General features: G+C 60.2%; 17 protein-coding genes. 12 read left to right on the forward strand and 5 right to left on the reverse strand.

What is annotated here, in order from left to right:
- Positions 1-72: 72 nt before the first annotated feature.
- The gene (locus tag ABD022_RS08985) at positions 73-1,035 is read right to left on the reverse strand and encodes a DUF3560 domain-containing protein (RefSeq protein ID WP_343821019.1); all 963 of its coding nucleotides are present in this window, start codon (positions 1,033-1,035) and stop codon (positions 73-75) included.
- A 466-nt stretch (positions 1,036-1,501) separates the two neighbouring features.
- The gene (locus tag ABD022_RS08990; RefSeq protein WP_343821021.1) at positions 1,502-2,032 is read right to left on the reverse strand and encodes a JAB domain-containing protein; all 531 of its coding nucleotides are present in this window, start codon (positions 2,030-2,032) and stop codon (positions 1,502-1,504) included.
- 529 nt (positions 2,033-2,561) lie between these two features.
- Here ABD022_RS08990 and mads1 point away from each other — a divergent pair.
- From mads1 to brxL, 11 genes are read left to right on the forward strand one after another with little or no spacing between them, the layout of a single operon-like run.
- Positions 2,562-2,774 carry a methylation-associated defense system helix-turn-helix domain-containing protein MAD1 gene (mads1, locus tag ABD022_RS08995; RefSeq protein ID WP_343821023.1) on the forward strand — a complete coding sequence of 71 codons (213 nt, stop codon included), beginning with the start codon at positions 2,562-2,564 and terminating at the stop codon, positions 2,772-2,774.
- Positions 2,771-3,328 carry a BrxE family protein gene (locus ABD022_RS09000; RefSeq protein ID WP_343821025.1) on the forward strand — a complete coding sequence of 186 codons (558 nt, stop codon included), beginning with the start codon at positions 2,771-2,773 and terminating at the stop codon, positions 3,326-3,328. The genes mads1 and ABD022_RS09000 overlap by 4 nt, the downstream gene beginning before the upstream one ends.
- Before the next feature lie 2 nt (positions 3,329-3,330).
- Positions 3,331-4,119 (forward strand): DUF1819 family protein, encoded by a 789-nt coding sequence (locus ABD022_RS09005; RefSeq protein ID WP_343821027.1) that lies wholly within the window; start codon positions 3,331-3,333, stop codon positions 4,117-4,119.
- Complete coding sequence (locus ABD022_RS09010) at positions 4,100-4,675, forward strand: BREX protein BrxB domain-containing protein (RefSeq protein WP_004146420.1); 576 nt, start codon at positions 4,100-4,102, stop codon at positions 4,673-4,675. Before ABD022_RS09005 ends, ABD022_RS09010 begins: the two co-directional genes overlap by 20 nt.
- A 23-nt stretch (positions 4,676-4,698) precedes the next feature.
- The gene (gene brxC, locus ABD022_RS09015) at positions 4,699-8,340 is read left to right on the forward strand and encodes a BREX system P-loop protein BrxC (protein WP_343821028.1); all 3,642 of its coding nucleotides are present in this window, start codon (positions 4,699-4,701) and stop codon (positions 8,338-8,340) included.
- Entirely contained in the window at positions 8,341-11,064 is a 2,724-nt protein-coding gene (locus tag ABD022_RS09020; RefSeq protein WP_343821029.1) for an ATP-binding domain-containing protein, read from the forward strand. It abuts the gene before it with no gap.
- A 10-nt stretch (positions 11,065-11,074) separates the two neighbouring features.
- Complete coding sequence (locus tag ABD022_RS09025; RefSeq protein ID WP_343821031.1) at positions 11,075-12,967, forward strand: Eco57I restriction-modification methylase domain-containing protein; 1,893 nt, start codon at positions 11,075-11,077, stop codon at positions 12,965-12,967.
- On the forward strand, positions 12,964-14,850 hold the full coding sequence (locus ABD022_RS09030; protein ID WP_343821033.1) for a BREX-1 system adenine-specific DNA-methyltransferase PglX: 1,887 nt from the start codon (positions 12,964-12,966) through the stop codon (positions 14,848-14,850). Before ABD022_RS09025 ends, ABD022_RS09030 begins: the two co-directional genes overlap by 4 nt.
- Positions 14,847-16,655 (forward strand): DUF262 domain-containing protein, encoded by a 1,809-nt coding sequence (locus ABD022_RS09035; protein ID WP_343821034.1) that lies wholly within the window; start codon positions 14,847-14,849, stop codon positions 16,653-16,655. Before ABD022_RS09030 ends, ABD022_RS09035 begins: the two co-directional genes overlap by 4 nt.
- Entirely contained in the window at positions 16,652-19,180 is a 2,529-nt protein-coding gene (locus tag ABD022_RS09040) for a PglZ domain-containing protein (protein WP_343821036.1), read from the forward strand. Before ABD022_RS09035 ends, ABD022_RS09040 begins: the two co-directional genes overlap by 4 nt.
- A gap of 5 nt (positions 19,181-19,185) precedes the next feature.
- Positions 19,186-21,282 carry a BREX system Lon protease-like protein BrxL gene (gene brxL, locus ABD022_RS09045; protein WP_343821037.1) on the forward strand — a complete coding sequence of 699 codons (2,097 nt, stop codon included), beginning with the start codon at positions 19,186-19,188 and terminating at the stop codon, positions 21,280-21,282.
- A gap of 7 nt (positions 21,283-21,289) precedes the next feature.
- Here brxL and ABD022_RS09050 read toward each other — a convergent pair whose 3' ends face one another.
- On the reverse strand, positions 21,290-21,526 hold the full coding sequence (locus ABD022_RS09050; RefSeq protein WP_343821038.1) for a transcriptional regulator: 237 nt from the start codon (positions 21,524-21,526) through the stop codon (positions 21,290-21,292).
- A gap of 730 nt (positions 21,527-22,256) precedes the next feature.
- On the opposite strand from ABD022_RS09050, the gene ABD022_RS09055 reads away from it, so the two are divergent.
- The gene (locus tag ABD022_RS09055) at positions 22,257-22,544 is read left to right on the forward strand and encodes a helix-turn-helix transcriptional regulator (RefSeq protein WP_343821040.1); all 288 of its coding nucleotides are present in this window, start codon (positions 22,257-22,259) and stop codon (positions 22,542-22,544) included.
- Positions 22,545-22,578: 34 nt separating this feature from the next.
- Here the strand turns inward: ABD022_RS09055 and ABD022_RS09060 are convergent, their stop codons facing one another.
- Both ABD022_RS09060 and guaA read right to left on the reverse strand, forming a co-directional pair.
- On the reverse strand, positions 22,579-23,781 hold the full coding sequence (locus tag ABD022_RS09060) for a tyrosine-type recombinase/integrase (protein WP_343821042.1): 1,203 nt from the start codon (positions 23,779-23,781) through the stop codon (positions 22,579-22,581).
- 350 nt (positions 23,782-24,131) lie between these two features.
- Positions 24,132-25,727, reverse strand: coding sequence for a glutamine-hydrolyzing GMP synthase (guaA, locus tag ABD022_RS09065; RefSeq protein WP_343821066.1), 1,596 nt, complete (start codon positions 25,725-25,727; stop codon positions 24,132-24,134).
- Positions 25,728-25,797 lie beyond the last annotated feature (70 nt).

The raw sequence follows: 25,797 nt of genomic DNA on the forward strand, positions 1-25,797 counted from the left end.
ATGATTCTCCAATGATGAAAGTCTGGGGGTGATGCCCCAGGCCGGGATCCGGCCCAGGGATAAAAGCGGGGTTCAGGCTTGATTCAATGCGTCCAGATGGCGGATCACATCCTTGGCGGCCCATTGGGCGTTGCCGGTCAGCTGGCGCACCCAGGCGCTGCGCGTCGGACTCCAGCGGAAACCGCAGCGCTTCAGCACGTCGCGGGTCTCCTTGGCCGGCTTGCCGTCAAACAGGAACATGGCACGGTTCTCCTGCGGATCCTCGCGGTAGGTGTAGCCGTCTCCTGCCTGCTCGGTTTCGGTGCGCTCGGCGGCACGCTGCAATTCCTTGATGCGGGCCATGATGCGGTGGATGTTGGCGTTGTTGTTCTGCAGCTGGAACGGGGCAAAGCCGATGCGGTTCATATAGTCCGGGGTCACCAGCTCGCGGGCGCGTTCCGCGTAGGTCAGGCCAGAATCCACCAGGGCGGCCACCTGCGCATCGGCCCCAGCCTTGGCATGGCGGCGCAAGATAGCGTTGATCGCCTTCATGGTTTCCTGAATGGCCTGCAGGCTGGCCAGCTTCGCCTGCAGTTTCTCGATCGCGGCCGGGTCATCGCTGGAAATCCCGCCCTTGCCCACGGCAGCGGCCTTATTGGCGTAGTGCTCGGCTTTTTTCTGCAACTCGACAGACTGTTCAAAGCCTCGGCTGATCCGTTCCCGATAGCGGCGGTCGCGTCCTTCGGAATAGTGCCCCACCAGGATGGGCTGGCCCATGGGGATGGCATCGGCTATGCGGCTGGCCTGAGACGCGACCGCATCCGACTGTGCATGTGCCTGCCCTGCTCGTTCTTCATAGCGGGCCTTGCGGGCTGCCTGTTTGGCTTCGTAGGTGTTCATGATCAAATCTCCAAAACAAGGGTTGAACTGCTTTTCAGCTGACCGGATCCGAAGATTCTTGAGCTGGATCGTCAAACCGCCCTGTGGGGTTGACGTGGGTTTCCCGGTCTTGCCGCCGTCTTCCGTGAGTTCCGTCGCCGTGCCGATCTGGACCACGCAGCGCCGAGCGGAAAGGGGCAGGCACGCAAGCCGCAGCCCGAAGCCTCAGGCGCAGGGACCGGGTGAGTACCTGGTAGCGCGCACCCCTTGCAGCGAGAAGCGAAAGTGGTACACGTCGGTGGTGTCAGGCGGCGGGAATCACGGAAAACGGGAGAACGGCCTGGCCCATACGATCACCCCACAGGGCGGCCGCGCGGCGAGCGCCCATCAGCCCCGGTATGGCGGGGCTCAGACTGGCCAAAGGCCCTACCCAACACATCCTTGCCACCGGCACCAAATAGCAAGGCCGGCCGGGGCACCCTGACCCGGTCGGCCTTGCACGTTCTGTAGTTCGCTGTTTCCCCGGCCCCTGCCGTGCGGCACCCGACGCACGGCAGGAGCCGACGCAGCCCTCATGATCACCCGATCATGCCAACTCGCCAGCCTCAGGCTGCAGGGCGGCCACCCGCCCTGCCCCAGTGCCCTACACCTGGCCGCGCTCAGCCAGCGAGGTGGTTTCCTTGCCGCTGACGATGATGTGATCCAGTACCCGCACATCCACCAGGGCCAGTGCCTGCTTCAGCTGCCGGGTCAAGCTCAGATCCGCCGGGCTGGGTTCGGCAATCCCCGATGGGTGGTTATGGGCCATAAAAAGCGATGCGGCATTCAAGCGAAGCGCCGTCTTCACGATCTCGCGCGGATAGATACTGGCGTGGCTGAGCGTCCCACTGCTTTGCTCGATATAGCGGATAGGCTTTAACTGCGAATCCAGATACAGAAAGGCCGCGCATTCATGCCCCAGGCCTGCCAGCTTGGACTGAAAAAACTTGGCCACCTGTCCCGGATTCATCATGGTGTTGGCCGTGGAAATCAGGCTTTCTGCCGCCATCCGGCCAGCCGCCAGGATCTGGTCATCGGTCGCGGGCTTGTAGCGGCCGCTGGGGCTGCGCACAAAAAGCGGCTGTGCGTCGTTCATGTTGTCGTAGCTCAGGGCTGCGGTGCTGTTTGCGTTCATGGGTTTTCTCCTTTCGGGGGTTAACCGGCTACCGGGGCCGAAGATTCCGAGCCTGAACGTAGGTTTTGCGGTGTCCGCTGTACTACGCTGGGCCCGGAGTGCCACCGTTGCCGTGAGTTCGTCGCCTTGCCGTGCTGAATCACGCAGGGACGACCGGAAAGGGGCGGGCACGCAAGCCGCAGCCCGAAGGAGAACGAAGAGAGACGAAGGGACCGGGTGAGTACCCGGCAACGCGCACCCCTTGCAGCAAGGAGCGCAGTGATACAGTCGGCGTTTTGGGCGGCGGACTCAGGGCAATGGCTGCCTGCGCCGTGGAGATGGACTGCGGATACCGGCCGCGCGGCGAGCGCCGCTACCGGACGAAGGACGGTCTGACTGCATCTCCCCGCCCGTGAGCGTCCGTGCTACCCAAGGGTGAAAACCTCCAGTCTGACCAGGAACCAACAGGGACAAACCCTAATCAACCCTATTTATGGCTTACACTTGGACAAACTTGTCCTACACATTTGGACTCACACAGGCTCATCTTATGAACGACCGATGGCTCTCCGTAGAAGAGGTCGCCAAGTACCTTGGCGTGACCAAGGACACGATCTATACCTGGGTAACAAGCAACAACATGCCTGGCCACAAGGTCGGCCGTTTTTGGAAGTTTAAGCAGGAAGATGTGGACGCCTGGGTCAGGAGCGGCGGCGCAGCAGATCCGGGCAACCGGATCAACAACTCAAAGGATAAGACATGACCAGCGCCGACAATCAGCTTCAGTCTTTTCAGGCTGTGCAATCACAATATCATGGTGAAGCTTCATCTCTAACCAACCTTTTACGGCTGCGCGTCATTGTCGGCTTCCTTGGCGAGCGTGCTCAGTGCGCCTGGTGGCCCACGGCGTTCTATGAGTCATCGAGCAAGCTCTTCCTGGAGCCGGTCTTCTCGAAAACGTCTCGCCTTGCTCAGTACCACGGTGTGCTGGAAGCAGCCAGACGATTGCACGACGAGCATTTGAGCGTGGGTAGCTACCACCTGTTCCGGCTGCCTGAAGAAGTCGAACAAGACCTGCACGCGATCGTGCAAAGCAGCGCGGGAGAAGAACTCGCCAGTCAGACACCGCAGAGCAAAGAGGCTGCGCTGGATGCGTTGAAGCGCTTGGCCGCGACGAGCGGTACGGCCAGCGTGGGTCCAACGGCGGTCGGAAGCATCAAAGATATCGATTCCACCGACACCCTGAAGGCCATCGCGGCAGCCTATCTATCGGCGTTCACGCAGGACGCCAAAACATATCCGTATCTGGTGGGGTGATCGTGGCCGACAACAAGCCCTACACGACACAGTTACAAGCAGGCCTTGGGCTCGTCAACGAGGCCAAGACGCTGCTCGACCTGTGGTCGCCAGGCATGTCGGCGAATCAGTTGCATCAAGTCGCGCTGGAATCTGGTCGATTCCCCACCGTTACCGCGCGCCGACTCCGCAACATCGTCGTCGAATGCTTTGCCCCGCGCTATCTGGTCAATGGCGGTACACCGGCTGCTCACCTCAAGCGCCTGTCGGCAACAATTTCCACTGCCGATCTGACGCAGCTCATGCTGGTTTTCACGAGCCGCGCCAATCCCATTCTTGGTGACTTCGTGCGCCACGTTTACTGGGCTCGATACGCCGGTGGATACACACAGATCACCAATGAAGACGCCCGTGCCTTTGTCGAGCGAGGCATCGATGACGGCAAAACCATCAAGCGGTGGTCGGAAACCACCGTGCGGCGCGTCTCTGCCTACCTGACAGGATGCTGTGCGGACTACGGAATGCTTGAGCGTGGGCTGCGTTCCAGTCGTCGCATCCTGCCGTTCCGCATCTCGCCGTCTGCGGCTGCTTACTTAGCCTATGAGCTGCACTTTTCCGGCGTCGGTGATAACGCGCTGCTGACCCACGAAGACTGGCAGTTGTTTGGCCTGGCACGGGAGGACGTGCTGGAAGAGCTCAAGCGACTTTCGCTGAAAGGGTTGCTCATCGTCCAAGCGGCGGGTGATGTGATTCGCATCAGTTGGAAACAACAAAACATGGAGGCGCTCTGCGATGTCCTCACTCAAAGCTGATTTCGACGAGTTGCGCGAGCGCATCCGCCACGGACGCGAGCTCGGCCATGCGAGCTTCGAGCCGATCTACTACTTGGTCTTCCCGCCAGAGCAAATCCTCGAGGTGAAGCGGCAAACACCCGCTTGGGTGGCCAAACTGCACCAGGAAGGCTGGGACGTGCACACGTTCTCCATCGCCGAACAGATCTGGGCGCTGCTCAAAGACGACCCGTTCTGGTCGCTCTGCGTGATGGAAGACAAGTCAGCACCACTGGATTGGCCGCGTACCAACAAGGCGCTGGCGGACATTCTGACAGCGGATAACGGCCTGTTGAAGCGACTTGAGGATGCCCTACAGCCGCTCGAAGGCCAGCAGAACGCGTTGCTCTTGGTAACGGACCTTGAGGCACTGCACCCGTTTATGCGGATCGGTGCCATCGAGAGTCAACTCCAGGGCAAGTTTCATGTGCCGACGATTTTTCTGTACCCCGGCGTGCGAACCGGCAAGACGCGCCTGAAGTTTCTCGGCTTCTACCCGGAAGACGGCAATTACCGCTCCGTCCACGTCGGCGGCTGAACAGACACCCTGGAAATACAAACATGACCATTCGCTCACTCTTCGATCCAAGCAAGGACATCTACCGGACCATCGAGAAGGTCATCACCTATGGCGCCTCGCAAGAAGGCCGCCTCAAGGCTGAGATCTCCGAATATGTGGTCACCGAGAGCATTGAGGAGCAGTTCCGCAAGCTCCTCGATCGCATGCAGATCGCGATGGAGTCCGGTGGCGAAAATGAGGTGGGCGTTTGGGTCTCAGGCTTCTACGGCTCCGGTAAGAGCTCGTTCACCAAGTACCTCGGCCTGGCGTTTGATGATCAGCGCACTATCGACGGCGCGCCGTTCATCAATTACCTGCAAGACCGCCTGCATAAGCCACAAACCAAGGCGCTCCTCAGCACTGTAGCGAAGCGCTTCCCGGCTGCTGTGGTCATGCTGGATCTGGCCAGTGAAATGCTCGCTGGCGCGACGATGGAAGACGTCTCCACCGTCCTCTACTTCAAGGTGCTGCAATGGGCCGGCTACTCGCGCAACCTGAAGGTTGCCGCTTTTGAGCGCATGGTCGAAAAGGATGGCCGCACCCCCGAGCTGCACGACCGCATCGCGCAGGCGCTGCCGGGTGCGACTTGGGCGCGGGTGCAAAACAACCCGCTGGCCATCGACGGACTGATCCCCAAGATCGCCCATGAGATGTACCCGGCACTCTTCCCCGAGGCCAAGTCCTTCTCATCCAGCACCGAAGGCTTCTTCCAGTTCGAAGACCAGCGCGTGCAGGAGATGATCGACATCGTCCGCGAAAAGAGCGGCAAGCAGAACATCATCTTCATCGTCGACGAAGTCGGCCAGTACGTGGCCTCGCGTGACAACCTGATCCTCAACCTCGATGGTCTGGCCAAGAACCTGAAGCGGCTGGGCGACGGCAAGGCCTGGATCATCTCTACTGCGCAGCAGACACTGACGGAAGACGACCCACGCGCCGCACTGAACTCCGACAAGCTCTATAAGCTGAAGGATCGCTTCCCGATCCAGATCGACCTCGAATCGAGCGACATCAAAGAGATCTGCTATCGCCGCTTACTCGGCAAGTCACCGGCAGGCGAAACCGAACTGGGCAAGTTGTTCGATGCTCATGGTCAAGCGCTGCGACATAACACTAAGCTGCAAGACGCCAAGTACTACGACGCGGACTTCAGCAAAGAGAGTTTCACCAATCTCTACCCGTTCCTGCCTGCGCACTTCGACATCCTGCTGCACTTGCTGGGTGCCCTGGCCAAGTCCACCGGCGGGATCGGTTTGCGCTCTGCGATCAAGGTGATCCAGGATGTCCTGAAAGGTGAAGGCGGTTCCAAGGCGATGGCCGATCAGCCGGTGGGCTGGCTCGCCACCACGGTGACGCTGTACGACGAACTGGAAAAGGACATCCGCCGCGCCTTCACATCCATCCAGCAGGCTGTCAGCAAGGTGCAGATTCGCTTCCCGGATTCGCAACTCCATCAGGACATTGCCAAGTCCGTCGCCGTGCTGCAGATCCTCGGCAACCTGCCGGTGTCGGTGCAGAACGTCGCCAGTTTGATGCACCCGTCCATCACTGCAGCATCACAGCTCGATACGGTAAAGAAAGCCGTTGAAGAAATGCTGAACGACGTGCATGTGCCGCTGGGCGAGAAGGATGGCAATCTCGTCTTCCTCAGCGAGAAGCTGCGTGACATCGAACAAGAACGCGGTGCCATTGCCCTGCGTACTGTCGATGTGAAGCGCATCTTCAACGATGCGCTGCGCGAGTCCTTTGATCCGCTGCCCCGTGTCAGCCTCCACGGCACCATGGCCGTTGCTACGGGCCTGAAGGTCCAGGCTGGCAGCACCATCACCAGCCTGGCCGGTGACCAGAGCACGATCCAGACCGTTGTCGAGTTGGTGCCTGCCAGCGACTACGACACCGCCAAGAACCGCATGCTGGATGACTCCCGTAGTCGGGCCGGTCGGAATGTCATCGGGCTCCTGGCTCGCGCCAATTCCGAACTCGACGATCTGGCGAACGAAATCCATCGCTGCCAGCGCATTGCCGAACTGCACCGCAACGAGCCCGACCAAGAGGTCAAGGACTATTGCACCGGCCAGCTCGACCGTGCTGCCAAGCTGGCGACCCAGCTCCAGAGCAAGATAAAACAAACTCTGCAAGCCGGCTCGTTTGTGTTCCGCGGCCAGGCCACGGCGGTGTCGGCGCTGGATGCTGATTTGTTGGAGGCCGCCAAGAAGCTGCTCTCTGACGTGGCCGACCAGGTGTTCGACCGTTATGTCGAAGCTCCGGTACGTGCGGGAACCGACACCGCTGAGAAATTCCTCAAGGTCGCCAATCCCGCCGCCATCAGTAGTGCGCTGGACCCGCTCGGGCTGGTGCAAACCGTGGCCGGTCGCGCCTCGTTCAAGACTGATCACAAGGCGATGATCAGCATCCGCGACACCATTGACAAACATGGCACCATGGACGGCAAGCGGCTGCTGGAGCACTTCAGCAAAGATCCGTTTGGCTGGTCTTCTGATACCACGCGCTACATCGTAGCCGCCATGCTCATGGCGGGCGAAATCAAGCTCAAAGTTTCTGGTCGTGAGGTCACAGCTGCCGGGCAGCAGGCGATCGACGCACTGAAGAACAACAACTCCTTCAAGCAGATCGGCGTCGCGCTGCGCGACGAGCGCCCCTCCATCGAAACGCTTGGTCGTGCCGCTGAAAGACTCACCGAGTTGGTCGGTGACATGGTGATCCCGCTGGAGCAGGAAATCAGCAAGGCAGCGGCGAAGCACTTCCCTCGCTTCCAGCATGACTACGGATCCTTGGCCGAGAAGCTCAGCGGCCTTGGGCTGGCGGGCAGTGACCGCATCCGCACCTTGAACCAGGACATTGCCGACGTCCTGTTCACCGATGCCTCCGATGCTCCGCAGCGCCTGGGTGCCGAAACCTCCGCCATTTACGACAATCTCAAGTGGGCACTCGAAGTGAAGCGGTCGCTCGACAACGGGCTCGACGCCACCCTGCGTGATTTGCAAGCCCATCGCCGCGAAATCAAGTCATTGCCGGATACCGGCGTGCCAGGAGAGCTGCGCCGCGAACTCGCCGAAGACCTGGGAACCCTGTCTGAGCGCTCGGGTAAGGAGGACTTCTATAAGCACACGGCCGACTTCAATTCGCAGCTTACACATCTGAAGGGCCGCGTGCGCGATGCGGTCATCACGCTCTCGGATCAGCAAAAACTGCGCTTGAAGGAAGGTGTCGAGGATCTGCAGCGCATCCCCGAGTGGGAAGAGCTCACCCAGGAGGAGCGCGGGAACGCGGTGAATCAGCTTGACGGGCTCGCTCTGGCGACCACTCAGGATCTGGCCGGACTCAAGAAACTACTGGCCCGCGACTACGACATCAACAGCACCCTCGACGATTTGAAGCGCTCAATCCAACGTCAGGGCCAGGAACGCCTGCGTCAGCGCATAGAAGAAGAACGTGCCGAAACTGGTGAACAAGGCCCAGCCAAACTTACCAAGTCGATTACCGTGCCAGTAAAGATAACCTCGGCGGCAGACATTGATGCACTGATCCAGCAACTCAATGAAATCAAAGTGCAGCTTGGCTTCTACGCCGAGATTGAGGTGTCTTTGCTTGTCAGTGAACAATCAAGAGCAGGTGGGGACTAAATGATGGAAATCACACAAGAACCCAGGCAGCACATCGAGCACATTGCAGAAGAAACCCTGCCCCAGCTCGACAGCATCGCTACTGCAGCAAAGAACAAACTACACGACAAGTGGGCGTTGGGCGCCGACACCCTGGCAAGCATCAATACGATGACCTCCAGCTCAGCTGTGCAGCAGCTAGATCAAATCAGTCAGGCAAATCGCGAAAGCTACCAGGTCTTAACTGTCGAGCCAGCAATCGCCCGCATCGTGGTGATGGATGAGGAAGGCGAAGAACATACCTATTACATCTGTCGAACCACACCAATTTCTGGCTTTCAGAATCTGGCCAGTTACCGCGCCCCGGTTGGTCGTCTGGCCTCTTTGGCGATTGGGGCTGAATTCACCCTGCCCAATGGCACCGTTGTCGAGGTCTTGGAGCGTGCCCAACTCCGGCCCACCGCACTGGCAGACGGCTGGGATTCGCGCGATACCGTGGTGGAAGCCGAGCATTTTGGCCCACTCACCATCGAGTCGCTGCGAGCGCTACTGACTGAGGTTGCCGGAGAAGAAGTCACCGAAGACCTTTTGGGTCAACTGCTGGCCGAAGAAACCGTCAAGGCCAACATCATCGACGGCGTGCGCCGCAGCGTGATCACCAAGATGGGGCTGCGCGATCAGCCCGTTCTGGACCAATACCAGGATGAGATTTTTCGACTTCCCCTCGACAAGCGCTTGCTGATTCTTGGCCCGCCCGGCACTGGTAAGACGACAACCTTGATCCGCCGCCTTGGCCAGAAGCTCGACACCGCTTTCTTGGAAGAAGGCGAACAACGTTTGGTTGAGATGGTGGCCACTGCCCAGGGCGTCGCGCACGCCAACAGCTGGCTGATGTTCACGCCCACTGAATTGCTCAAGCAGTACCTCAAGGAGGCCTTTGCTCGTGAAGGCGTTCCCGCATCCGATCTGCGCATCAGAACCTGGCAGGACTATCGGCGCGAGCTGGCCAGGAACGCTTTCGGTGTCCTCAGAACCGCATCGGGTGGTGGCACTTTTGTCCTGAAAGACAGCCTGCCAAGCCTGAGCGCAGGGGCGCTGGATCGCCCGATTCAGTGGTTCGACGATTTCAACACATGGCAGCGCAACGCCTACGTGCAAGAGCTGCATGAAGCGGCCAACATGCTCCGCGAAGCCAAGGTGCCAGAAGTCCAGAGCTTGGGCGAGCGGCTGCACCACATCCTTACGCAAGCGGGCGATGGCGCGTTGGCGTCCACCTTCGGATCGCTGGCAGCTGAGCTCCCCAAGGTCCAGGCGCTCGTCGCCAGCCTGAAGGAAGCCTCTGACGGCAAGATCAAGGCAGCGCTCAACCTCCAGCTGAATCGCAATCGAGCGTTCCTGGATGAGTTGGCGCGCTTCATCGACGGCCTGCAGCAAGCCCAGATCGCCGACGCCGACGAACAAGACGAGCTTGATGCCGATGAGGAAGAAGACACCACGGCACCGCGCACCGGTCGTGCCGCCGCGCTCAACGCCTACATGCAAGCCGTGCGTGCCCAGGCTCGGGCTGCAGCCTCAAAGCGCGCGGTCAGCAAGTCATCGCGCAACGGCAAAATCATCGAGTGGCTGGCCGATCGCGGCCTGACGGAAGCCGACCGCGCCGATGTGGGTGCAAGTCTGCTGGTGCAGACCAACGCGCGCCGCTTCGTGAACCCGGTCAAGCGCTATCTCGACGGCATTCCGAAGCGCTACCGCGCGTTCCGGCGCGATCGCCAGCAAGCCGAGAACTGGTATCGCAACGAAGGCTTCGAAGCCCGCGATATCCATCCGCTCGAACTGGATATTGTGCTGCTCGCCATCCTGCGGGCTGCAGGCGACCTGATCAGCCGGCCCAATGTTCTGCGCGATATCGACAGCCCTGCTTGGTCTGCACTCCAGCCGATCCTGGGCCATTGCCGCAACCAGGTCTTGGTGGATGAGGCGACCGACTTTTCGCCTATCCAACTGGCCTGCATGGCCGCCCTGGCGCATCCACGGCTGCGCTCGTTCTTTGCCTGCGGCGACTTCAACCAGCGCCTGACCACCTGGGGTGCGCGATCCGCCGAAGAAATGAAGTGGGTCTTTGCCGACTTCGACATCAAGGAGATCACCGTCTCCTACCGGCAAAGCAAGCAACTGAACGATCTCGCTCGCGCCATGATTCATGCCGTCGGCGGCACCGAGCAGAACGTCAGCTTGCCCGCGCATGTGGACAGTGGCGGCGTAGCGCCCGCGCTCCTGGAGCACGCCACAGACACAGCAATCGTTGTCAGTTGGCTGGCAGACCGCATCCGAGAGATTGAGCGTTTCGTCGGCCAGCTGCCGTCCACCGCCATCTTTGTGAATGCCGAGGACGACGTGGCACCAGTGGCTGAGGCGCTGAACGAAGCCCTGTCCGAACACAACATCCAGGTCATTGCCTGCCGCGAGGGTCAGGCGGTGGGTCAGGAAAGCAACGTGCGCGTCTTCGACATCCAGCACATCAAGGGCCTGGAGTTCGAAGCGGTGTTCTTCGTGGGCATTGACCAGCTCGCCGCACTGCATCCAGCGCTCTTCGACAAATACCTGTACGTGGGCACCACGCGTGCGGCCACTTACCTGGGCGTGACCTGCAACGGCGCCTTGCCACCCGCCATCGAGAGCCTGCGCGCTCACTTTGGCCAGGATTGGCAAGCGCCCGGTTCGCTACAAGCGGTCACAGAACAATAGGAATCGATTGATGGCCTTCGACCAAACAACAAGAAACCGCCTACAGCGCTTCGTCAACGACGCGCGGCGTGTGCTGGAAGAGGAATTCACCCGCCAGCTGCAGAACGACTACGGCATGGACCCGAATGCGGGATCTGTCGCCGAGCTTGCCAGTCTGCGCCATATCAACGACGCCCAGCGCGAAACCGCCCGCATCCTGCGCGACACGCTGGCGCACTACACCGCCAGTGGCGACATGAACGCCATGCAGGGGCTGGATCGCATCGTGCGCGAACAGGCCTTCACCGTGCTTAACCGCCTGGCGGCGCTGCGTATGGCGGAAGCGCGTGGCCTGTTGGTCGAATCAGTCGGCAACGGCTTTCAGGCTAAGGGCTTTCAGCTCTACGTGCGCCTGGCTGGCACCGGCCTGGGCGAAACCGGCGATGCCTACCGCGTGTATTTGTTCAGCGTGTTCGATGAACTTGCGCAAGACCTGCCGGGCCTGTTCGACCGCTACTCACCGCAGGGCCGCCTGTTCCCGCGCGAGGCCGCGCTGCTGCAAGTGCTGAACCTGATCAACGATGCCGACATCGCCCCGCTGTGGAGCGAGGATGAAACCATCGGCTGGATCTACCAGTACTTCAACTCCAAGGAAGAGCGCAAGGCGATGCGCGATGCCAGTCAGGCACCGCGCAACAGCCGAGAACTGGCGGTACGCAACCAGTTCTTCACGCCGCGCTATGTGGTCGAGTTTCTGGTGGACAACACGCTCGGGCGTCTCTGGTTCAACGCCACGGGCGGGGCCACCGGCCTGCGCGATCGCTGCCAATACTTGCTGGTGAAACCGGACGAAACGCCACAAGTCTCCACCAAGCTGCGCGACCCGCGCACACTGAAGCTGCTGGACCCGGCCTGCGGCTCCATGCACTTCGGCCTGTATGCCTTCGACCTGTTCGCCGAGATCTACCGCGAAGCCTGGACCTGGGAGAAAGAACACGGCCCCGGCTCGTTGGATGTCTCGACCCAGCCCCAGGCTGCATTCAAGCCACTGAGCCAGACCTACGAGGACGAGGCGGCATTTCTGCGCGACGTGCCGCGTCTGATCATCGAACACAACATCTATGGCGTGGACATCGACCCGCGCGCCGCGCAGATCGCTTCGTTGGCGCTGTGGCTGCGGGCGCAGCGTGCCTGGCACGATGCAGGCGTCAAGGCAAAAGACCGCCCTTTGATTGGGCGCGGCCATGTGGTCGCCGCCATTGCGCCACCGGCAGAGCGTGAGTTGCGGCAGCAGTTTGCGGCTAACCTCGATAAGCGCGATGCAGAGCTGTTCGAGAAGACCCTGCAACTGCTGAAGGGCCTGCCGGAGTTGGGCGTGCTGCTCCAGGTTGAGCGCGAGTTGCCTCACTTGATTCGCCAGGTCTATGTGGGCAAAGGCACCGGCCTGTTTGCTGCGCAGGAGCAGGAGAACTGGCAGCAGGCAGAGGCACGGCTGCGTGATGCGCTCACCGAATTCGCCCAGGCCGCCAAGTCAACGTATCAGGGACGCCTTTTTGCACAAGATGCCCTGCAAGGTCTCCGGCTCATTGACTTGTGCCGCGAAGTGTTTGATGTGGTGGTAATGAATCCGCCGTTTGGCGCACTGGCTGCCAACACAAAGAACCAGCTCGCCAAAGCCTACCCGCGCAGCAAGAACGACCTGCTGGCCATCATGGTCGAGCGTGGCCTGGAACTGCTGCGCTCTGGAGGGCGCATTGGCGCCATTACATCGCGCACTTGCTTCTTCCTCTCTAGTTTTCAGAAGTGGCGGGAGGGTGTGGTGCTGGGCGTTGCCCGCCCCGAAGTGATGGCCGACCTTGGGCTTGGAGTAATGGACGATGCAATGGTCGAGGCTGCTGCCTATGTATTGGAGAAACAGGCATGACAATCTTTCTACGCCTGCTAGCGGACAAAGATAAAGCCACTAATTTGCTGGTCAGTTGCAGCGCCTTGCGTACAGGACAGAGTGATGCGCGGTCATTTCAGGTGGCGCCGGAATCGTTCCGGGCAGTACCGGGCTCGCCATTCGCTTATTGGGTGAGCGGAGAGGTACGTGAAAAGTTCAGCCAATTTGACAGATTTGAGTGTGATGGCCGGTTCGTAAAACACGGGCTTACGACTGGAAACGACGATCGTTTCCTGCGGGCATGGTGGGAATCTATGAACCCTGATGGGTGGTTGCCGTTTGCAAAAGGCGGCAGTCATTCACCTTACTATGCGGACCAACAGCTCCTCCTGAATTGGGTGGATGAAGGGGTCGAGTTGCGGGCTGGCTATCAAACAAAGGCGATCGCTGGCACACGGCTTGACGGTAATGAGTATTTCGGTCGCAAGGGGTTGACGTGGCCGCTGCGATCGCGAAGCTTTTCACCTCAAGCACTGGCGAGCGCAAGTAGCTTTTCAGCCCGTGGATACTGCGCATTCTTCCCAGAGGGAGATGAATTGACGGCGCTGGCGTTATTTAATAGTCAAGCCTTTGATTATCTCTTTAAGGTTGCTCTAGGTCGCTTTGGGTTCCCCGAGTTTATCGTCGGTATTTTGCAGTTGCTTCCCTGGCCCTCGATTGGAGATGCACAATCATCTCAGCTGGCAAGATTGTCGTGCCGCGCCTGGTCCCTCAAGCGCACATTGGACACCATCGAAGAGACCTCTCATGCGTTTGCGCTGCCTGCCGCGCTGCGCTCTCGCCTGGGCGATTACGACCCGCCCGCTATTGAAGCAGAGCTTGCTCGCATTCAGGCTGAGATCGACGCCATCGCCTTCGACCTCTACGGCTTTTCCGAAACCGACCGCACCGCCGTACAGGCCAGCCAGGGGGCGGCGAGCGCAGCGGACGAACTCCCCGACGAGGAGGCCGACGACGAAGACCGCGTAGCGCCGGTCGACCACACGGCGGGCCTGTTAAGTTGGACTGTCGGCGTGGCATTTGGCCGTTTCGACTGGCGCTTGGCCATCGGCGAGCGCGCCGCACCTGCCGAGCCGGAACCCTTCGAGCCACTGCCTGCCAAGAGCCCAGGCATGCTGCCGGGCGGGGCCGCGCCCTTCCATGTGCACGAAGGCATCCTGGTGGACGACCAAGGGCACCCGCATGACCTCGCGCGTCTGGTGGAGGAGGTATTGGCTCGCGTGGATATCGCGGTGCCGGAAGACGTGCGTCGCTGGCTGCAACGGGATTTCTTTGCTTTCCACCTGCAGCGCTACTCCAAGAGCCGCCGCAAAGCGCCCATCTACTGGCCGCTGACCACCACCTCCGGCAGCTACACGCTGTGGGTCTATTACCCCAGTCTCACCAGTCAGACGCTGTACACCGCCATCAACGACTTCGTCGAACCCAAGCTTAAACAAGTCGGCGCTGACGTGACGGCGCTGCGCAACAAAGGTTCGGCCCGCACGCGCGACGACGAAAAGCAGTTCGAGGCCCTGCAAGCCTTCGAGCTGGAGTTGATCGAGCTGCGCGACACCCTGCTCAAGCTCGCGCCCACCTACAAGCCAAACCACGACGACGGCGTGCAGATCAGTGCCGCGCGATTGTGGCAGTTGTTCCGCCACAAGCCCTGGCAGAAGGTGCTCAAAGACACCTGGGCCAAGCTGGAAAAGGGCGATTACGACTGGGCGCACCTGGCGATGAACTACTGGCCCGAGCGCGTGCGTGAGAAGTGCAAAACCGATAAGAGCCTGGCCATCGCGCACGGGCTGGAGGATTTGTACATCGAGCTCGAGGCAGCGCCGAAGAAGGCACGCAAGAAGAAGGCTGGGGGCGACGAATGATCAGTAGTGTTCAGGATTACCCAGTCAGCCACTATTTCAACCCGGATGCTGCGCAGCGGTTCTTTATCCCAAAGTATCAGCGCGAGTACGTGTGGAAACCGAGGGACTGGGAGGCGCTGTTCAATGATCTGGAGGATTCCCCAAAGGGGCATTTCCTGGGCTCGATCATCTGCGTGAACAACCAGAAGGATTCGATGGCGGGAGGACGTCTGGAGCTGATCGATGGTCAGCAGCGTTTCACCACGATCAGCCTGCTGTTCTGCGCGCTCTACGACCGGCTGAAGGCCCATCCTGACCCGGATGACGACTTCAATGTTGAGATGGTAAACCTCAAGAACCGGCTCTTTATCAAGTCGACCAATCAGTGGCGCTTTGAGCCCAGCGAACAGGCACAGAATAAGGCCGACTTCCAGAAGGTACTGAGTGACCTCTTCCCGAAGCTAGTCTCCGCGCCCAAGGGCCTGAGCTATTTCGGCAATCGCCGTATCGCCAAAGCGTATAGCTATTTCCGCGAGCGCCTGCAGCCGCTGAGTATAGAGCAAGCATTGGAGCTTCTGGATAAGCTGAAGGCGGCAATCCTGGTCAAGATCGAGGTACCCAGCCACTCGGATGCCTTCGTGCTTTTCGAGACGATCAACAACCGTGGCATTCCACTCTCCGCCATCGACATAATCAAGAACAACCTGCTAGCCGAATTGGACAAGCGTCCCGATTACGGCATCGACCGGGCGTTTGACGAGTGGAAAGACCTGATTGACCTGTTGCCCGACCCGGCTGTTCAGGAGCGCTTTCTGCGCCAGCTGTACAACATGTTCAAGTACCTCAAGCGGGTCGAGGTCAAAGGCTGCACCCGCGCCACGCGCTCGAACCTGATCACCATCTACGACACCCTGCTGCGCAAGCGTCCGGTCTGGCTGTTCGGTGCGCTTCAGGCCAAGGGAAAAACCTACTCGGCACTGCTCAACCCCGCCGTGGCACGAGGGAACTGGGGCGAAGCTGCCGCAGCAGCCTTGCAAGACCTGCAACGCCTGGGGGCCGCGCCGGCTTACGCATTCTTGCTGTGGGCCAGCCAGGTGGCGCAGAGCCAGAAATGGACTGAGGGTGATGCAGTGAGCCGTCTGGCCACTTTGCTCACCAAGTGGTTCTTTTGGCGCAACCTCACCGATATGCCACCCACCCGCGAACTCGACCCGATGTTCATGGAACTGGTCGGCCACTTGCTGACGCAGATTCGCAGTGACGAGATCACGACGCTGGAAGGCTTCATCCAGCAAACCAGTGATTGGTTGCTGGCACGAGCAGCCCCGCAGGATGTTTGCGAGTCGCGCTTCAAGGGCGATGTGTACCTTGAGAACTACGAGGCCACGCGGTTCATGCTGTGCAAGCTGGAGGAGACGCACCAAACCCGGGAAAACAAACGCGACCTATGGGCGCACGACGCCAATGATCGCCCCGTATTCACCGTCGAACACATCCTGCCGAAGACCGAGAACCTGGGACCGGGGTGGGTGACGATGCTCGAAGGGGATCAGAATGGCACTGCGGCTGCCATTCGCGAGCGCTGTGCTCACCAGCTCGGCAACCTGACCCTGAGTGGCTACAACTCCAAGCTCGGCACGATGGAATTCTTGAAAAAGCGGGATCGCAAGAACGACCAGGGCGATTTCATTGGCTACCGCAATGGCTTGTACCTGAATGCGGACTTAGCCAGCCGCGATGATTGGAACGAGGCCGCCATTACGGCGCGAACAGACAAGATGCTCAAGGAGGTGATGTCCATCCTGAGCCTGCGGGGGGACAAATGACGATTGCGGAATTCATTCGAGAAAGCGTGCTGCGGCCGCGCCTGAAGCAAGCTGGCGCCTTGGTGGTTTACGACGCCGACAAGCGTTACCGCGAGCAGTGTTTCGATCTGGCGGCCGACAAGGTCCGGGTGGTGGATGCGTCTGAGAGCAGCATCGAAAGCCGTGAGGCAGCGTTACTGGCACTGCGCGAGGTGGGGCAACCCAAAGCACCGCTGGAAGGTGTGTTGATCTATGTGCCTGCCAAGCGCCCCGAAACCGACGAGCAGAAGCAGGCTGATCCATTCGCCCTGTACGCAGAATGCGGTGCGGTGTTCCCGCAAGACGATGGCGACGAGTATCTGAGCCTGTGCCTGCGCGCCAGGCCGGATCACGCGACCGAGATTCGGCAGGTGTTTGCCACTTCTCCCTCTGGGCCGACCTTTGCAGTGATCGATGCCATTGGCGGCGGTGTGAGCTGGCCCCAGTTGCGAGCCACGTTGCGGGTGGAGTCGGGTCGCGAGATTCTGGCCGCACTGCTGGCCCCGAGTATCAGCCAATCCGAAGCGCTCAAGGGACAGGAAGGCTGGGTGCAAGAGGCGCGTGATTTCCTCCGAGCCACCTTGGGCCTGAGCGTGAAGACGCGCGGCAAGACCTGGTCTGCCCTGGCGGATGAACTGTGGCGCTATGTGCTGTTCAGCGAGTTCGTGTTTGATTTGCCGGTGGCACTGCCGGAGACCCTGAAGGGTGTGCCACACGCACCGATGGAAGCCAGACCCATCGTCGAGGATGTGTGCGACCGTCTGCGCAGCGATCCGAAGGCACGCGCGGCGTACATCGAGCGCGCCGAGGCCATTGAGGCGGAACTCAATCTGAGCGATCTATGTGGGGCGATTGAAGACCTGGGCGAGCGCGACACCTTTCCCTTCGAGGAGCGGACCTTCCTGCGCACTGCGATCAAGGGCATTGTCAGCGGCGACACCGATGCCACGCGCCGTGTGCTGACCCGCCATAAGAGCTCGGTATGGCTCGGCAAGGGCGAAAGCCAGGCCCAGTGGGAGTTGGTGCGGTCTGGCTTGAGCCTGGTTGAGGCCTGCGACGATTTTGAGCGCCAGCTGCCGGATCACGCCCGTTCGCAAGCGGAGCTGATCGACTTCTACCTGGGTAGCCTACGCGAGGCAGATCGCTTGCAACGCGAGTTTGAGCAAGCGGCGGGCGACTTCCTTGACCCGCATGGCCTGATGCATGAAGTGATCAGTCAGGCCCGCGCCCGCTATAGGCGTCTGGCGGAAAAGGTTCAGGGCGTGTTTGTGAAGCACGTCGAGACTACGGGATGGCCGCCGACTGGGCGACTGGCCAACGCCGATGCCTTTGATCGCCTTGTGGCAGATCGCCTCAAGGAAAGCGGGCGCAAGGTGGCCTACCTGATGGTGGACGCCCTGCGTTACGAGTTGGGCGTGGCCCTCGAAAAGCTGCTGGCGGAAGACGGTCCCGTCGAGCTGCAAGCGGCCTATGCGCAGTTGCCGACCATCACCCTAGTGGGCATGGCGAGCTTGCTGCCGGGCGCTCGCACGGGGCTGACCTTGTCGCTGGAGAATGATTCCCTGGTGCCTAAGCTGGCGGGCGCGCCGGTGAGCAACGTCCCGCAACGCATGGGTGTGCTGGCCAAGCGGTATGGCGATCGGTTCGCGGAATTGCCGCTGAATGACTTTGTTCGCGGTAAGCCGAAGATTGCCGAAACCGTCGACCTGCTGGTGCTGCGCTCTACGGAAATCGATAGCCAACTGGAAAGCAACCCGGAAACGACGCTGGGCCTGATCCCAGGCACGCTCAAGCTGATCCGCGTGGCACTGCATAAGCTTCGTGGCATGGGCTTCAAAGAGGCGGTGATCGTCACCGACCACGGCTTCTTCCTCAATGCGCAAGCGGAAGCTGGTGATGTGTGCGTGAAACCGCAAGGGAAATGGCCGGTGAATGCCCATGACCGCATGATGCTGGGCGACGGCACAGCAGATGGTCACAGCCTGGTGGTCAGTGCAGAGAAGGTCGGTATTCGCGGTGATTTCACCCAAGTGGCACTACCGCGCAGCATGGCTCCTTATCGCTCAGGGCACCTGTACTTCCACGGCGGCGCATCCCTGGCCGAGGCCGTTGTGCCGGTGCTGGTGGCCAGGCTGGATACCGCCGCCCATGCGGAATTGCGCAAGGTGGTGGTGGAGCTGAGCTACAAGAACGGCGCCAAACGAATCACTACGCGATTGCCGGTCATCGAAGTGATACTGGTGGCCGACGACATGTTCTCGCAAGACATGAACGTGGAGATCTTGCTGGAAGCGCAAGACAGCAAGGGCAATGTGGTGGGAGAGCCACGCCCAGGCGGCGACGTGAACCCCGCGACCAGAACCGTGACCCTGATGCCAGGCCAGCGCAAGCAGATTGCGCTGCGGATGGATGATGAGTTCAGAGGCAAGTTCGCAGTCAAAGCGCTGAACCCGACGACTCTGGCGGCCTACAGCAATCTGGCGCTTGAAACCGACTATACGGAATGAGCCCTATGGACGAACTCGACCAAAAATTAAACGCCACATTCGACGGCAAGGTACTTCGTAAGGACCTGCTGCATCGGATCAAGAAAGGCACCAACGTCCCGACGTTCGTCCTGGAGTTCCTGCTTGCCAAATATTGCGCCAGCAATGACCAGGCAGAGATGGACGCCGGCATGGAGGCCGTGCTTTCGTCGCTACAGGAGAACTATGTGCGGCCGGATGAGGCCAATGCGGCGCAGTCCAAGGTGGCCACCAAGGGCAAGCATCGGTTCATCGACAAGGTCCACGTTCGCTACGTCGAGAAGGAAAAGCGCCACTGGGCATCGCTGGAAAACTTCAACTCGCAACGCATCGCGATCGGCGAGAAGTTCTACCGCGACAACGACAGGCTGCTGGAAGGCGGCATTTGGGCCGAAGTCACCCTGGCGCACAACGACATCGATGAAGACGACTACGCGTTCTCCATCGAGGACTTGCGACCGATCCAACTGACGCGATTCGATTTTGAGCGGTATGCAGAGGGGCGCGGGGCGTTCACGCGTGACGAGTGGCTAGCGGCGGTTTTGCGCTCTGTGGGGCTAGAGCCCAGCAAGCTCTCGAAGCGCGTGCAGATGCACTTTATCGCCAGGTTGGCTGCGCTGGTGGAGCCCAACTACAACTACATCGAGCTGGGGCCACGCGGCACCGGCAAGTCTTACTTCTTCAGCGAGTTTTCGCCCTATGCCACCTTGATCTCGGGCGGCCAGGCGACCAAGGCCACGCTGTTCTACAACAACGCGCGCCGCAAGGTGGGGCTGGTCGGCTTCTGGGATACGGTCGCGTTTGATGAAGTCGGCGGCATCAAGGTGCGTGACCCTGACACCATCCAGATCATGAAGGACTTCATGGCCAACGGGCGCTTCTCGCGCGGGGCCGAAGTCATCGCCGATGCCAGCCTGAGCTTTGTTGGCAACATCGATGTGTCGGTGCAGCAGGTGGTCAATTCGAACGAGCACGACCTGTTTCAGCCCTTACCCCCGGAACTCGACCTGGCCGTGATGGACCGCTTCGCCGCGTACATACCAGGCTGGGAGATGCCCAAGAACAGCAGCGAGTTCTTGACCAGCAATTACGGGTTCATCACTGATTACTTGGCCGAGGCCTTCCACTACCAGTTCAAGCACACGAATCGGTATGAGGAAGTAAGCAAGCGCATTCGGCTCGGCAAATCCATCGAGGGGCGTGATGAGAAAGGTATCAAGAAGACCGTCTGTGCGTTCTTGAAGGTGCTGCACCCCAACGGGCCGCCGACGGATGAGGAGTTCGAGGAATACGTGGCCTATGCCACGGAGTGCCGCCGCCGCGTCAAGGAGCAGATGAACAAGCGCAAACCAGACGACGAGTTTGCGAGGATCAACCTGTCCTACTTCAAGGCCAGTGGCGAGGAAGTGGTGGTTTTCTGCCCGGAATCGAAGGATGCGCCCGCAACGCAAGAACCAGCGCGTCGTCGTCTGAACCAGACTGATGTGCAGCCTGCTGAAGCAGTCGAAGTGCAGCCTGTCCCCCACCCAGCGTCTGCTGCGGCAGTGGTATCCCCAGCTGCGCCGATACAGGCTGCTCCAGCCCCAACGGGGGTTGCTCCGTCATCGGTCGAGCTCAAGGAACAGCACTTCACTATCCTCTATGGCGATACCGGGTACAGCTATGAGTCGATCATGGGTCCCTACTTGCAAGGCGCAAAGGCCGTCGTCATTGAAGATCCGTATATTCGGCTGCAACACCAGATCCAGAACTTCGTGCGTTTCTGCGAGACCGTTTTGAAGGCTGGTACCGTGAAGAAGATCAGCCTGATCACCGGCTACGACGACAAGACGCAGTTGTCCGACATCGCTGAGAAACTCGATGAGTTGAAGCAGAGCCTGCTGGAATTGGATGTCGAACTGGAGGTGAAGCTCAACCCGAATATCCATGACCGCGAAATCCGTCTGGATAACGGCTGGGTCATCAAGATCGGGCGAGGACTGGACTTCTACCAGAAGCCTGGAGGTTGGTTCGAGGTGGGTGCCACCGACCTCAGCTTGCGAAAATGTTTAGAAACGAAGGTAGACATATTTCAGCAAGGCTGAACAACCTTCAATCCTCCCCCCTCAATTCCGGCCAAATCTGCCACCAGTCATCCGGGCGCAATTGCTTCCGGGTGACTTCCCCCCCTGTCAGTTCCTCGATCTCCACACACCGGATAATCGGTATCGGCCGCTGGCCGATGGCCCAGCTGTGGATGACCTGCGGCGGAAGGCCCAGGCGTCTGGCCAACGCAGTGACGCCTCCCGCGAACTCACAGGCGGCACGAACAGGTTGAAAATCCGGCATATGCTTCTATATCCATGTTAACAGTATGGATTATAAGATTCTTTTGATATATCAATATGAAGACTAATCCTGGCAGCCGCATGGCATTACCTGGCAGCAGGGTAAAAATGATCATTAAACCGTAACAAGGCATCCCCGCTCTTGCGATCCGACGAATGCGCGATCAGGGCCACAGCCCGTGATCTCCCTATGGACCAGCTCCGACAAGCTTGAACCCCATAGGTTCAAAACTGACACAGCAATATACAAATTATCCTGTCAAAACGGGGCCTTGCATAGGGTAATCAGCTACCCTTTTCGAGCCTATCAGGCATCTCAGCCAGCGTAAATAAAAGGGTCAAATAGGGTATTGACACGACCAAGCATTTTGCTGAAAATACCCCCAAGCTGATCACATCAGCCCGGCTCTTTAACAAAAAACAATCGATGAATACTGCGCCCTGCCCGATGACGCGGCACGCGATTGCGCAGCAACCTGCAAGGCATCGGGGTTGAAGTAAAACCGATGAAATCCGCTTCGTGCCGTCGGCCCCTCGCGTGGGGCATCAACGACAGCGTGCGGCGGGGACTTCCCCCTTTGCGGGAAGCGCCTGGTTCGCCACAATGGCGTCCAACATCGAGGATGGCGACGTAATCCAAGAACAGAATCCCTGACCTGCTGGCATGCCGGCAGGTCACTTCCGTATTCGGGCACATCATGTTGAATATGCCCGCAGAAAGAGGTAATCGCATGAACGAACCAAGCCGGTCGGAAGCCGACCTTTTCCCCCACCCTGCCCCCGCCGCCAACATCGTTGCCATCACCCGCAAGGAACTGCTCAGCAAGGTTCCGCTGTCTGATCGCACCATCTTCGATATGGAAAAGCGCGGCGAATTCCCGCAGCGCTTCTGCCTGTCCAACCGCGTCGTCGCCTGGGACCTGGCCGAGGTCAACGCTTGGCTGGAATCCCGCAAAAGCACGCGCAACCACCAGATGGACGCGGCCTTGTCGGCACCCCTGCATCGCACGGGCACCTAGCCCAGCCAGGGCCGTGCAAGATCCGGTCGGTGCGCTACGCACCCGCCGGACCCTGCGTCCAGCCATCGATCATATTGGCCCAGTCTTGCAGCATCTCGCGCCGCCCTTCGGCGTATTCGGCTTTGTTGTAGACGCTGCGCACACCGCGCTGCTCGTGGGCCAGGCATTTTTCGATCCAGTCTGAGTTATACCCGGCTTCGTTCAGCAGCGTGCTGGCCGTGCGCCGGAAATCATGGGGCGAAAACTGCGGCAGATCCTGGCCGTCGGCCTGTGCCGATGTCCAGACCAGCTTGGTCACCTGGTTCAAGGTGGCTTTGCTCATGCACACATCCGGGTCATAGCGCCCCGGCAGCACCCAGCGCGACCCGCCCGCGCAGACTTTCATGGCCATCAGGATGTCCAGCGCCTGGCTGCTCAGATACACATTATGCGGATTGCGCCGTTTCATGCGCTCCGCCGGGATGGTCCACAGGGCATCCGTAAAGTTGATCTCATCCCAGGTGGCCTCGATCAGTTCGGATTTGCGCACCATGGTCAGCAACAGCAGCTTGACCGCCAGGCGGATCACGGGCGTAGTCGCCACCCGATTCAGGTATTGATACAGCAACCGGATTTCATCCGGCCCCAGGGATCTTTCCCGCGCCTTGAACCGCGCGATGGATGACGGCGGTACGCCATCGGCCGGGTTGCTGCCTTTGTAGCCCCTGGCCGACGCCCAACGAAACACCAGCATGACGATTTCCCGCGCCAGCACGGCCGTCGCGGGCGCACCCCGCTGCAGGATGGCGTCCGCGCGGCTGCGCACGTCTTCTTCGGTGATCTCGTGCAGCAGCCGATTGGCAAAGTATGGCTTCAGGTCGCGCTCATACAGCGACCGGCGCATGTCGCGGGTGGATTCGGCCATGTCGTGCCCCCGCAACCAGTCCTGCGCCCAGGCACCGAACCGCTTTTCACCCCGCAGCTTGTCTTTGCTGCGGGCCTTTTCCTGGGCGGGCGAGATCCCGGCCGCAATCTTCTGTTTGGCCTCGCGCAGCCGGCTTCTGGCTTCGGCCAGGGTGATGCCGCCTGCTCCATAGCGCCCGAAGGTCAGGGTTTCGCTGCGGCCGTTCAGCCGGTAGTTGTAGCGAAAGGAGATCGCGCCCGTCACGCTCACCGCCACATACAGCCCGTCGCGATCCGCCACCTTGTACTGTTTATCACGCGGCTTCAAATTACGGAGCATGGTATCGGTGAGCATGTCTTTCCTTTTTGAATCAATAACTTGACTAGTGCACCACGAACGTCGGATGGTATCGAAGCTCGACATCAATACCATCTTTTGACGCTCTCATTGATCGCTAAAAAAATGATTGAAATCAAATGGATAGCACATTTCAATACCATCCGAACATCAATCATCAATGGATGGTACCGGGTGCCGCGTCATCATAACGCAGCGTCGATACCCTCAAAAATACCATCCGGAAAACATGCTTGGGCCTGCTAGCACCTGCCAGCCAAAACCAATCAAAAAAATGGAGAGCCGCTAAAACAGGGGCTCTCCATCGTTCTGATGCCAGCTATCGCATCAACACGCCAGGCGGCAAATCATTCCCACTCAATCGTAGCTGGCGGTTTGCTCGACACGTCGTAGGTGACCCGATTGATGCCGCGGACCTCGTTGATGATTCGCGAGGATACCCGCTTCAGCAGCGAATAAGGCAGTTCCGCCCAATCCGCCGTCATGAAGTCGGTCGTCTGCACGGCGCGCAGGGCCACGACATAGTCGTAGGTACGGCCGTCGCCCATCACGCCCACCGACTTCACCGGCAGGAACACGGTAAAGGCCTGGGATGTCAGGTCATACCAGGACTTGCCGGTTTCGGGATCGACGGTGTTGCGCAGCTCGGTGATGAAGATGTCGTCGGCGCGGCGCAGCAGGTCTGCGTATTCGCGCTTGACCTCGCCCAGAATGCGCACGCCCAGGCCGGGGCCGGGGAACGGATGGCGGAACACCATCTCGGGCGGCAGGCCCAGGGCCAGGCCCAGATGGCGGACTTCGTCCTTGAACAGTTCGCGCAGGGGTTCCAGCAGCTTCAGGTTCAGGGTCTCGGGCAGGCCGCCGACATTGTGGTGGGACTTGATGGCAACGGCCTTGCCGGTCTTGGAGGCCGCCGATTCGATGACGTCGGGATAGATGGTGCCCTGGGCCAGCCAGCGAGCGGACTTCAGCTTGCCGGCTTCGGCCTGGAAGACCTCCACGAACTCGCGGCCGATGATCTTGCGCTTGGCTTCGGGATCGGCCACGCCGGCCAGCTTGCCCATGAACTGCTCGCTGGCATCGACGTGGATGACGCGGATGCCCAGGTTCCGGGCCATGGTGTCCATGACCTGCTTGGCCTCGTTCAGGCGCAGCAGGCCGTGGTCGACGAAGACGCAGGTGAGCTGGTCGCCGATGGCCTTGTGGATCAGGGCGGCGGCAACGGAAGAATCGACGCCACCGGACAGGCCCAGGATGACTTCGTCCGAGCCGACCTGCTCGCGGATGCGGGCGACGGCCTCTTGCACGTAGTCGGGCATGTTCCAGTCGCGCGAGCAGCCGCAGATTTCGGTGACGAAGCGTTCCAGAAGCGCCTGGCCCTGCACGGTGTGGGTGACTTCGGGGTGGAACTGCACGGCATAGAAGCCGCGTTCCTCGTCGGCCATGCCGGCGATCTCGCACGAAGGCGTCGAGGCCATGCGCTTGAAGCCGGGCGGCAGGGCCGTGACGCGGTCGCCGTGGCTCATCCAGACCTTCAGCATGCCGTGCCCTTCGGGGGTCTCGAAGTCCTGCAGGCCGGTCAGCAGGCGGGTGTGGCCGTGCGCGCGGACTTCGGCATAGCCGAACTCGCGGTGATCGGAAAATTCGACCTGGCCGCCCAGCTGCAGGGCCATGGACTGCATGCCATAGCAGATGCCGAGCACAGGCACGCCGACCTGGAATACGGCGGCGGGAACTTTCAGCGATTCCTCTTCGTAGGCCGACGCATGGCTGCCCGACAGGATGATGCCCTTCAGACCCTGCGCCAGCTGGGCGCGGATGAAATCGTCGTCCACGTCGCCCGGATGGATTTCGCAATAGACGCCGGTGTCGCGCACGCGGCGGGCGATGAGCTGGGTGACCTGGGAACCGTAGTCCAGGATGAGGATGCGCTGGTGGTGCATGATGGATGGGCGATCGGGAGGTCTGTTCAAGGCGTTAATGTAACCCAGGGATGCCCCGGGTGTCCCGGCA

This window comes from Castellaniella daejeonensis, assembly GCF_039523555.1.
In the GTDB taxonomy this organism is placed as follows: Bacteria; Pseudomonadota; Gammaproteobacteria; order Burkholderiales; family Burkholderiaceae_B; genus Castellaniella; species Castellaniella daejeonensis.

Coding starts and splice junctions, on each gene's coding strand:
- ABD022_RS08990 (WP_343821021.1), bottom strand. CDS start 2,032: ATGAACGCAAACAGCACCGCAGCCCTGAGCTACGACAACATGAACGAC.
- mads1 (WP_343821023.1), top strand. CDS start 2,562: ATGAACGACCGATGGCTCTCCGTAGAAGAGGTCGCCAAGTACCTTGGC.
- ABD022_RS09000 (WP_343821025.1), top strand. CDS start 2,771: ATGACCAGCGCCGACAATCAGCTTCAGTCTTTTCAGGCTGTGCAATCA.
- ABD022_RS09010 (WP_004146420.1), top strand. CDS start 4,100: ATGTCCTCACTCAAAGCTGATTTCGACGAGTTGCGCGAGCGCATCCGC.
- brxC (WP_343821028.1), top strand. CDS start 4,699: ATGACCATTCGCTCACTCTTCGATCCAAGCAAGGACATCTACCGGACC.
- ABD022_RS09020 (WP_343821029.1), top strand. CDS start 8,341: ATGATGGAAATCACACAAGAACCCAGGCAGCACATCGAGCACATTGCA.
- ABD022_RS09025 (WP_343821031.1), top strand. CDS start 11,075: ATGGCCTTCGACCAAACAACAAGAAACCGCCTACAGCGCTTCGTCAAC.
- ABD022_RS09030 (WP_343821033.1), top strand. CDS start 12,964: ATGACAATCTTTCTACGCCTGCTAGCGGACAAAGATAAAGCCACTAAT.
- ABD022_RS09035 (WP_343821034.1), top strand. CDS start 14,847: ATGATCAGTAGTGTTCAGGATTACCCAGTCAGCCACTATTTCAACCCG.
- ABD022_RS09040 (WP_343821036.1), top strand. CDS start 16,652: ATGACGATTGCGGAATTCATTCGAGAAAGCGTGCTGCGGCCGCGCCTG.
- brxL (WP_343821037.1), top strand. CDS start 19,186: ATGGACGAACTCGACCAAAAATTAAACGCCACATTCGACGGCAAGGTA.
- ABD022_RS09050 (WP_343821038.1), bottom strand. CDS start 21,526: ATGCCGGATTTTCAACCTGTTCGTGCCGCCTGTGAGTTCGCGGGAGGC.
- ABD022_RS09055 (WP_343821040.1), top strand. CDS start 22,257: ATGAACGAACCAAGCCGGTCGGAAGCCGACCTTTTCCCCCACCCTGCC.
- ABD022_RS09060 (WP_343821042.1), bottom strand. CDS start 23,781: ATGCTCACCGATACCATGCTCCGTAATTTGAAGCCGCGTGATAAACAG.
- guaA (WP_343821066.1), bottom strand. CDS start 25,727: ATGCACCACCAGCGCATCCTCATCCTGGACTACGGTTCCCAGGTCACC.